General features: G+C 62.3%; 10 protein-coding genes. 6 read left to right on the top strand and 4 right to left on the bottom strand.

The features are described 5' to 3' along the window. The first annotated feature begins 87 nt into the window (after positions 1 to 87). The 3 genes from AB8M85_RS17375 to AB8M85_RS17365 all read left to right on the top strand — a co-directional run bounded on the left by AB8M85_RS17375 (position 88) and on the right by AB8M85_RS17365 (position 2,997). On the top strand, positions 88 to 276 hold the full coding sequence (locus AB8M85_RS17375; protein WP_372700099.1) for a hypothetical protein: 189 nt from the start codon (positions 88 to 90) through the stop codon (positions 274 to 276). Between the two features lie 504 nt (positions 277 to 780). Further along, positions 781 to 1,950, top strand: coding sequence for an MBL fold metallo-hydrolase (locus tag AB8M85_RS17370; RefSeq protein WP_372700098.1), 1,170 nt, complete (start codon positions 781 to 783; stop codon positions 1,948 to 1,950). A gap of 219 nt (positions 1,951 to 2,169) precedes the next feature. Continuing rightward, positions 2,170 to 2,997 carry a hypothetical protein gene (locus AB8M85_RS17365; RefSeq protein WP_372700097.1) on the top strand — a complete coding sequence of 276 codons (828 nt, stop codon included), beginning with the start codon at positions 2,170 to 2,172 and terminating at the stop codon, positions 2,995 to 2,997. Here AB8M85_RS17365 and AB8M85_RS17360 read toward each other — a convergent pair. From AB8M85_RS17360 to AB8M85_RS17345, 4 genes are all read right to left on the bottom strand, one after another. Next, positions 2,994 to 3,596: a recombinase family protein gene (locus AB8M85_RS17360; protein ID WP_372700096.1), complete on the bottom strand. Its 603-nt coding sequence runs from the start codon at positions 3,594 to 3,596 to the stop codon at positions 2,994 to 2,996. The two genes, AB8M85_RS17365 and AB8M85_RS17360, sit on opposite strands and share 4 nt — an antisense overlap. Before the next feature lie 545 nt (positions 3,597 to 4,141). Then, positions 4,142 to 4,645, bottom strand: a complete 504-nt coding sequence (locus tag AB8M85_RS17355) for a YkvA family protein (RefSeq protein WP_372700095.1) — start codon at positions 4,643 to 4,645, stop codon at positions 4,142 to 4,144. Beyond that, the gene (locus AB8M85_RS17350) at positions 4,605 to 5,150 is read right to left on the bottom strand and encodes a hypothetical protein (RefSeq protein ID WP_372700094.1); all 546 of its coding nucleotides are present in this window, start codon (positions 5,148 to 5,150) and stop codon (positions 4,605 to 4,607) included. The genes AB8M85_RS17355 and AB8M85_RS17350 overlap by 41 nt, the downstream gene beginning before the upstream one ends. A gap of 306 nt (positions 5,151 to 5,456) precedes the next feature. Further along, positions 5,457 to 6,041 (bottom strand): Chromate resistance protein ChrB, encoded by a 585-nt coding sequence (locus tag AB8M85_RS17345; protein ID WP_372700100.1) that lies wholly within the window; start codon positions 6,039 to 6,041, stop codon positions 5,457 to 5,459. A 47-nt stretch (positions 6,042 to 6,088) separates the two neighbouring features. Between AB8M85_RS17345 and AB8M85_RS17340 the strand changes: the two genes are divergently transcribed. The 3 genes from AB8M85_RS17340 (at position 6,089) to AB8M85_RS17330 (ending at position 8,098) form a co-directional block, all read left to right on the top strand. Beyond that, positions 6,089 to 6,601, top strand: a complete 513-nt coding sequence (locus tag AB8M85_RS17340) for a DUF2127 domain-containing protein (RefSeq protein ID WP_372700093.1) — start codon at positions 6,089 to 6,091, stop codon at positions 6,599 to 6,601. Between the two features lie 100 nt (positions 6,602 to 6,701). Further along, the gene (locus AB8M85_RS17335) at positions 6,702 to 7,070 is read left to right on the top strand and encodes an ArsR/SmtB family transcription factor (RefSeq protein WP_372700092.1); all 369 of its coding nucleotides are present in this window, start codon (positions 6,702 to 6,704) and stop codon (positions 7,068 to 7,070) included. Beyond that, positions 7,067 to 8,098 carry a cation diffusion facilitator family transporter gene (locus AB8M85_RS17330; protein WP_372700091.1) on the top strand — a complete coding sequence of 344 codons (1,032 nt, stop codon included), beginning with the start codon at positions 7,067 to 7,069 and terminating at the stop codon, positions 8,096 to 8,098. The genes AB8M85_RS17335 and AB8M85_RS17330 overlap by 4 nt, the downstream gene beginning before the upstream one ends. Positions 8,099 to 8,215 lie beyond the last annotated feature (117 nt).

The raw sequence follows: 8,215 nt of genomic DNA, 5'->3' as shown, positions 1-8,215 counted from the left end.
CTACTAGCCTGATGACTGGCAGCTCTTGGTCTGCCTGACAGCGTGGCTAGAGTTGGAGACGAACTGCCGATAAATGGGGGAGCGCCAATGTCTGACCTTGAAACGAAGTTGAAGTCGTCGAGGACGCTTGAGGGTGAACTCATCCGATCCGAGCCTGATAGCGGCAAAATCAAGAAGCTGATCGGCAAGGCGGTCGAAGTGGCAGCACTTGGGACGACCAGCGGAGTGGTTGAGGCCTTCGTTGGGTTGGCCAAGAAGGTCATGGGATCCATCTGACAAATCCGGAAGCGGATCGAGCGGCTCCTTTGGCTCGGGCTTCCGTCGGCGGCGAGGGTCTCGGAAAACGTTCGTTTGATGAGACTAAGTCAGTACCGCCCCCGAGCACAAAAAATGGGGGCAGTTCGTGCGGATCCGGCGTCTTTGAGCCGTCCATATAACCTGTCTCATTTCCTTCATCTCTAGAACTTCAGTTTCTGGCTCTATATGAGACGCGGCCGGCGGCGTACTTCGAGAGCCCTGCAGAGCATGTACCCCACTCGAGGTGACGGGTTTAGGGCGAAACCCGGAAGAGCATGGACGTTTTGTGTGCATTTCCGCGTCATAAACGAGGGTGCGGATCCGCTTTCTTGTCGTCCTGCGTCTCGTTGTTGGCCACGGGCGCAGACAGGTGTCGGATACGGGATTCTGTGTGGCCGTTGATGCCATGCTGTCCGAAAGCGGTGTCCGGCTTTGCCCGGCAACATCGCGCAAGCCCTCCGCCTATCGAATCAAAGGATCCCCATGAACAACCAGCAGCCCGGCCAGCACCTGAACCGCCGGACCATCCTCGGTGGCGGTACCGCATTGGCCGGGGCCGGGCTGGCCGGCATCCTGGCAGGTTGCACGCCGGCGAATCCTCGCCCGAGCTCCTCCAGCAGTTTGGCGTCTGCAGCTCCGTCGGCGCCTTTGAAGGAACCCCATGTAGTGCTCCTTGGCATCAATGGCGGGCCAGGCTGGTACCCGAAGGTCCAACCTGCGGGCATATCAACCGCGATCGTTGTCGGGGACGCCACCTACGTCGTGGATGTGGGGGACCGGGCACCGGATCAATACATGATCGCGAACCCGAACGGCAATAAGGAATATGAGGAATTCTCGACCCTGCGCGGCCTCTTCCTCACGCACTTGCACTCGGACCACACCATCGAGTACTTCAAGATGTTCAATTACGGGTGGTGGAACGGGTTGAACCTGGTGAAGGACCCGGTGAAGGTCATGGGGCCGGGAAGACGCAAGACGCTGCCGCCGGCGTTTGATGAGGACAAGGTGCCGGAACCGGCGAGTCCGAAAAACCCCATGCCGGGCACGGTGGACATGACAAACTCGGTCTTTGACGCGTACGCAACCGATATAAACGACCGGGTCCGTGACAACGGTTTCATCAACCTCAGGGACCTGGTCGACGTCGAGGACATCAAGATCCCCGGCTATGAGGTTGGGTTGGAGACCAAGAAGCACATGCCGGAGATGGACCCCTTCGATATCTACGAAGACGACCGCGTGAAGGTCTCGGCCATCCTGGTTGATCATTACCCGGTCTTCCCTGCCTTCGCGTTTCGCTTCGACACCGATGGCGGGTCGGTCGTTATTTCAGGGGATACGGGGCCGACGCCGAACATCGGGAAGATTGCCCAGGGCGCGGATATGTTGCTGCACGAGGTCATCGATGATGAATGGGTGGATACGGTCTACAAGGATGACCCAGGGATCCGGCAGCATCTCTTCGCGGCCCATACTTCCGCTTCCACGCTGGGCAAGATCGCCGAGGATGCCGGCGTGGGCCAACTGGTCCTGACCCATCTGGTTCCCTCCGAACCACCACTGTCGCGTTTTGACGCCGCGAGCAAGGGATTCTCGGGAAAGTTTCATGTAGGCAAGGACTTGGACCGGTTGCCGTTGAAAGCACGCTGACTGCTTCCTGCGGCCGGACGGTTTTCGGGAAAGCAGCTGGTGGTAATAGATATCAGTGTCCGCGCTTCAACCCGAGTGTCTCAGTTCCTCGGTCCTGGGATGCCTAGAACCGGCCGTTCTGTTCTCACGGCACGGTGATGAGTCCCCACTTGGGCTCGTGGAGATAGCTTGATGCCATGAGTTGCATAAAGGGGGGTAGGCGACGTGGGTGATCGCGTAGTGGGTGAACTCGATGTCCGGTGGGAATCCCTTCTGGAGCGTTTGCGATCCAGCCTTTTCGGTGAGGCGAGCTTGATGGAGACATGCCTGCCCACCGAGGTGGATGGATCGTTTTTCGCTGATGCCACCGTGCAGGGCCTGGGCAAAAGTGAACCTGATCTGGTCTTGACCTGCCTTGGTGAGGATGATCTGCTGCTGAGTTTCGGGGACGGGACGAACCGGTGGGAGTTGGACTGGAGTGAGGAGTCCATAGAGATGATCCAAGGCGTCATCGAGGCCGTATGCGCCGGAAGGTGGAAGCAATACAGTGCGCCCGGACGCAAACACCTGGACGTCGAATTAGCGGACGGGACGGTGGTCGACTCCACGGGATGGCAAGCCCCGGTCGGGCTGATCCCCATGCCCGGGTGGTTGCGGCGTGCAAGGAAAAGAGAGCAACGGCTAAAGGATGGCGAGCAACACAACCAAGGAGTCGTCAACGTGCTTCGCGCAGCTGCCGTTGCCGAGCTCGGCGACCGGCCCTACGAGATCACAACCGGCCCCGCCGGGGTTGAGCTGCAGACGCACGCTAACGGTGGTGAGCACTTCCGGATACGGTCCCGAGGTGATGTCTTCGAGTTGTTCTACCAAGACGATTTCGTCCACGTGGACTTCGTCATGGACCTCGAGGAGGAACTTGCGGTGATGGCGGCCGAAGCGTTGCACGAAGTGCGGCGGGTGTGCGACGGCCATGCCAGCATGGTGCCGGCCAAGACCCGGGTGCGTGGCCGTCCCATGTATGAACTGACCACGGCCGGCGGGGAGATATGGCGCTTCATTCCGGCCTAGTGCCGGCGTAGCCATTCCTTCGCGTCGAGATCAGCGATTCTGCGGTACAGCGTGGCTCGTGACATGCCCAGGTCGCGGGCGACTTCGATGGCCGGTTGGCCGGCGGCGATGAGTCGGCGTGCGTTTTCGACTTGACTGTCGGTGAAGGTGGGGCGCCGGCCGCCGAGGTCGCGGCCGGCTGCGCGGCGCTTGGCGACGGAATCGGTGATCCGTTCGCGTTTGATCTCCAGTTCCATCTGGGCCAAAGCAGCAGTGAGGGTGAAGAGCATGGAACCCATCGGGGTGCCGGTGTCCACGTCACCGCCGCCGAGATTCAGTACGCGCAGGTTCACGCCCTGTTCCTTGAGGTGTTCGGCGAGGGTGAGCATGTTGGTGGTGGAACGTCCAAGCCTGTCCAGTGTCGTGATCACCAACGTGTCACCGGCATGTAGTGAATCCAGCGCTTTGTCGAGTGCTGGCCGGGCTGCCCGGGCTCCGCTGATGCCGCGATCGATATAGAGGTCGTCGCGGCGGACTCCAGCGGCGAGCAGGTCGGCGGTTTGCCGGTCGGTGTCCTGGCCGCGGGTCGAGACCCGCGCGTAACCGATGAGTTTTCCCACGCTAACCCTCAAATCTGTCTTGCAACACTGGTGGAGTACCTATTTTCAGGTGGTCACTTGCGCGACATAGTAGAAAGAATTTGGGTTGTACGTCTTTCTGGGAATCCCTGGGGGTGGGGAAGTGTCTCGACCAGGCGTCTTGCATCCCATGGGATGCAAGACGAGGCCATGTTCCTGCGTGTGATATTTCCTTAGATCCCGCTGGTGTTTTCGATGGCGATCGGCATCTTGCTAGATCATTTCTGTGGAAAAACTGGCGAAGCGGAGGTGGTTCCCTGGCATCAAAACCAGAAGCCCGGGAAAGGAATGCGCGGAATTGGGGCTGTTCACCACTGTTCCTTCGCGGAATTGGAGGCCCGCCACATTGGCCGGATTCGGCTTCTGCGCGAGCACGCATGGCGGGCAACGCTGGTTCGGCAATAATACGCAGTTTCCCAGGATCGCTGGTGGACGAAGCGCCACCCAAACCACGTTCATGCGGTGGTCGGGTCCAAGGTCTGGGGGTGCCCGCGGGGAGCTGAAAGCTTCCAGGTCAAGAGAACTGTTCAGGGGCGTTCATTGTCCGTGCCCAAAGGTCCGGCTAGGCCAGCGAGGCGTTCGATGATGTGACGGCCCGCCTCGGAGCCCGTCCAGTGGCGCTGGATGGTTTGGGGTCCGGCGGATCGTATGACGGATCGCAATGCCCAGGCCACGATGATCACATCGTCGGCAAAACCGATGACCGGGATGATGTCGGGCACCAGATCAAAGGGGGAGGCCAGATACAGCAACAATAGGAGAACCAGCAGCCTGGCCCGCCACCCGATGCTGGCGTCGGTCATGATCCGTTTCAGAAGCAAGAGCAGCTCCGGCACCAGGCGCAGCGCATCCTTCAGGCCTACGACTCCGGGATGTTTGCGTGCATAGACCCACAGCAGGAGCAACAGGATCGCATACACCGCCACAAATCCGCCCAGGATGCCCAGGAGCGTTCCGAGCCAATTCACAAGTGCCGGCATCGTCTGGGCGTCATGGTTTCCCTTGCTTTCCGGTTGCTTCAGAACCTGCATGGTGATGGTGGCCCTGGCGGGCCGGTTCGGCGGTGAAGTCGCGGTCCCGGAGCAGGGAGGCGACCGCAGGACACTGGTGGCCTCGGTGGTGGACGCCGGCCAGGATGGCCACTATCGCCGCGCCGACGACACCGCAGATGATGTCCGTCATCGTGTCCTCCAGGCTCGCGTTCTGGGCGTGCGTGCCCACCAGGTGGTCGCTGGTGTACTCGGCGATCTCCCACACCGCGGCCACGAACCCACCACAGACCAGGGCGGCCGCGGTGAACAGGAACCCGGGAAGGGCAAGGCACTTCCGTCGGCCCACGATGCCCAGGGCGAGTATCGCGGTGCAGCCGACCAATAGGCCGGAGAAAAAGTGGACGACCTTGTCCCAATGGCCCCACACCCCATACAGGCCCAACCGCCCCCCGGCGAAGGGCCCTGCCAGCAGGAACCCGGCATAGCAGCCGTGCAGCCATCTCGGCAGCCTTGTGGCGAATGCGAGCTCGAGGACAGGGGGCACCAATGCTGCCGCTACAAGCAGTGCCGGGATGACGGCCTTGCTCCATGAACCATCTAAGGCAGAGGCGCCAACGTAGACAACAAGCAGCAGCTGCGTTGGAATCAGCAATCCCGCCCCGGGGCTGGCCAACAACGACCGGAACCCTGCACCGTGCGGGCGCCCTGGGGGCTGGACTTCACAGCCGGCGCCGGTGCCCGGCCCGGGTTCCGGACGGCCCATGTGCCGGGCAGGGGCGTCCTGGCGTGGTGGTGGACTACTTTGGTTCCCTGCGGTGTCGGCGGTGGGGTTGTCCGGGTCCATGGCCGGTCATTCCTTCCTGGTCTGGCGTTTCTGGTTTTCGTCGGCGGGAATATCCGGGAGGGCCGTCGCCTGCACGGTGGCGTACACCTGTTCGGCATAGCCGTCCAGGATTGTGGTGCAGCCGCGTAGCCGCTCCTCCGCCGCCTTTGCCTCGGCCAATCCCAGCACGTCGCGTTTCTTCAGGTCCCGGTACCAGCGCTTGAGCCGGGAAAGGCTTTGTTCCTCTTCCTCAAGTTCCGCGAAGGTGAATTTCTGCTTGTCGATCTCGCGGGCGATTTCGGCCTCGAACTTGCTGCAGTCCGCCTCGAACTCGGCCCATTCATCGATGCGCACGAGCCGGTACGCATCGGTGATCATGGCGGCGGAGGCGTCATCTCGGGGGGAGGCATCGATGACGGCAAACGTCCCGCCGGCCTCGCGGCACAATTGCGCCGCCCGGTCGACATCAGGTTGGAACGCCGCGTCGGCCGGAACCACCCAAGCGCCGGAGACCAGGGGCACCGCTCCGGACCTGCGCAGCTGGCGCCATACGGCAACACGGTAGCGCGAGGGCTCGGAGGGCGTCTGCCAAAGTATCAACGACCACCTCACATCATGTGTCACAATTGCCAGTGTAACGCCTGTTACGAACTGGAGGAATGATGGATCGGAATCTGCTCGGCGGCACGTGGCTGGATCGCACCTTCAGGATCAGCCTGATGCTGAAGGGCCTCGATGGGGTCCTCGAGCTGGTCGGCGGCCTCCTTTTCCTGCTGGTCCCGCCGGATCGAATCGGGTCGCTGGTCAGGGTGCTGACGCAGCACGAGCTGTCCGAGGACCCCGATGACCTGATCGCCACCGTCCTGGTGGACCTCGCGGGGAAGCTGACCGTCTCGGCGAGCCTGTTCGCCGCGATCTACCTCTTGCTGCACGGGCTGGTAAAGGTCGTGCTGGTGTGGGCGGTGTTGCGGGACAAGCTCTGGGCCTACCCCTGGATGATCGGCTTCCTGCTGGTCTTCATCCTCTACCAGGTGTACGAGCTCTTCATCGCCTACTCCTGGGGCCTGGCCCTGCTGACCGCATTCGACATCTTCATCGTCTGGCTGACCTGGCACGAATACAAGGCCCATGGCGTCCGGACCAGGGGCCGACACCACACCCGCGCGAGGTAGCGGAATAGAGCAGGGCCCCGGGCGCTTCCGCCCGCTGGTGCTGCCGGCAGCACCGGGTTGGCCACCGGAGGACTCTCGACTTTCATGCAATAATCTGCGTATGGATGCAGATAAGAAGATGTGCGGTCGTGAACCGGACAGCCAGTATGTCGAGTTGGCGGTCGAGGTGTTTGCCATGCTCGCGGACGCGACGAGGATTCGGCTGATACTGGCGCTGCGGGACGGGGAAATGTCCGTGAACCATCTGGCGGAAATTGTGGACAAGTCCCCGGCAGCCGTGTCGCAGCATCTGGCCAAGCTTCGGCTGGCGCGTTTCGTCGGCACCCGCCAGGAAGGAACCCGGGTGTTCTACCGGCTCGAAAACGAGCATGCCCGCCAGCTGGTCTCGGACGCGATCTTCCAGGCCGAGCATTCGCTCGGCGGCACCCCACGGCACCACCACGGCATCGGGGCCGGAGACACGCAATGAGCACCCCGTCCAACCATGACAACCGGCATTCACGCAAGCACGAACCGGCAAGCGGGCATGGACATCACGACCACGGCCCGTCGGGGCATTCACATCCGAGGGGCATCAAGGGATTCCTCTACGGCCTTTTTGTGCCGCACAGCCACGATGCAGCCGATTCCATCTATGACGCGCTCCAGGCGAACAAGGAGGGCGTGCGGGCGCTGAAGATCAGCATGGTGATCCTGCTGGCGACGACATTGCTCCAGGTTGCCGTGGTGGCCATCAGTGGTTCCGTTGCCCTGTTGGCCGATACGATCCACAATTTCTCCGACGCGCTGACAGCCGTGCCGCTGTGGGTCGCCTTCATCCTGGGGAGGCGCGCGGCCACCAAGCGGTATACCTATGGATATGGGCGGGCAGAGGACCTGGCCGGCCTGTTCATCGTCGCGGTCATCGCACTCTCAGCCGTGCTGGCCGCGTGGCAGTCAATCGAGCGGTTCTTCAACCCCCAGCCCCTTGAGAACCTGTGGTGGGTGCTCGCGGCGGGGATTGTTGGCTTCGCCGGCAACGAGATCGTGGCCGTCTACCGCATCCGCGTGGGGCAGAAGATCGGATCTGCTGCATTGGTAGCCGACGGCGTGCACGCCCGTACCGACGGATTCACCTCTCTTGCCGTCGTCATTGGCGCCGCGGGCGTAATGCTGGGATTCCCCCTGGCCGACCCGGTCATTGGCCTGTCGATTTCCGTGGCGATCATCATCTTGCTCGTCGGCACGATCAAGAGCATAGGCCGGCGTCTGATGGACGGCATCGAACCCATCTACCTGGACACGGCGCGCGCGGCCTTGGAAGGAACCGACGGGGTGCGAGCGGTGACAACACTGCAGCTGCGGTGGATCGGCCACCGCCTCCAAGGTGCCGCCACACTGGCAGTCGATTGCACGTCCCTCGCGGATGCCGAGGCCGTCGCGGCCCAGGCGGAGCATCGACTCGGCCATGCACTTCCGAACATCGAGAGCATGCTGGTCCGCACCGTCTCCCGGTAGCGGGTTGCCGGGGCCGCCGGCGGGATACGGCGTCATTTTCCGAAAAGGACGGCAATGCCCGCCGGAGGCTCTTGCGTCTACAGGTTGCAGGTCGTGCCGAACGCGCCTGGCTAGCCC

Source organism: Arthrobacter sp. JSM 101049, assembly GCF_041679245.1.
Classification (GTDB): Bacteria; Actinomycetota; Actinomycetes; order Actinomycetales; family Micrococcaceae; genus Arthrobacter_H.
Note: the sequence above shows the minus strand (reverse complement) of the source record. Positions and strands in the feature narration are given on the sequence as shown.

What these genes read in the sequence shown, in the direction of transcription:
- AB8M85_RS17330 (WP_372700091.1), top strand. Translation starts at nt 7,067, where the DNA reads ATGAGCACCCCGTCCAACCATGACAACCGGCATTCACGCAAGCACGAA.
- AB8M85_RS17355 (WP_372700095.1), bottom strand. Translation starts at nt 4,645, where the DNA reads ATGCAGGTTCTGAAGCAACCGGAAAGCAAGGGAAACCATGACGCCCAG.
- AB8M85_RS17375 (WP_372700099.1), top strand. Translation starts at nt 88, where the DNA reads ATGTCTGACCTTGAAACGAAGTTGAAGTCGTCGAGGACGCTTGAGGGT.
- AB8M85_RS17335 (WP_372700092.1), top strand. Translation starts at nt 6,702, where the DNA reads ATGGATGCAGATAAGAAGATGTGCGGTCGTGAACCGGACAGCCAGTAT.
- AB8M85_RS17340 (WP_372700093.1), top strand. Translation starts at nt 6,089, where the DNA reads ATGATGGATCGGAATCTGCTCGGCGGCACGTGGCTGGATCGCACCTTC.
- AB8M85_RS17370 (WP_372700098.1), top strand. Translation starts at nt 781, where the DNA reads ATGAACAACCAGCAGCCCGGCCAGCACCTGAACCGCCGGACCATCCTC.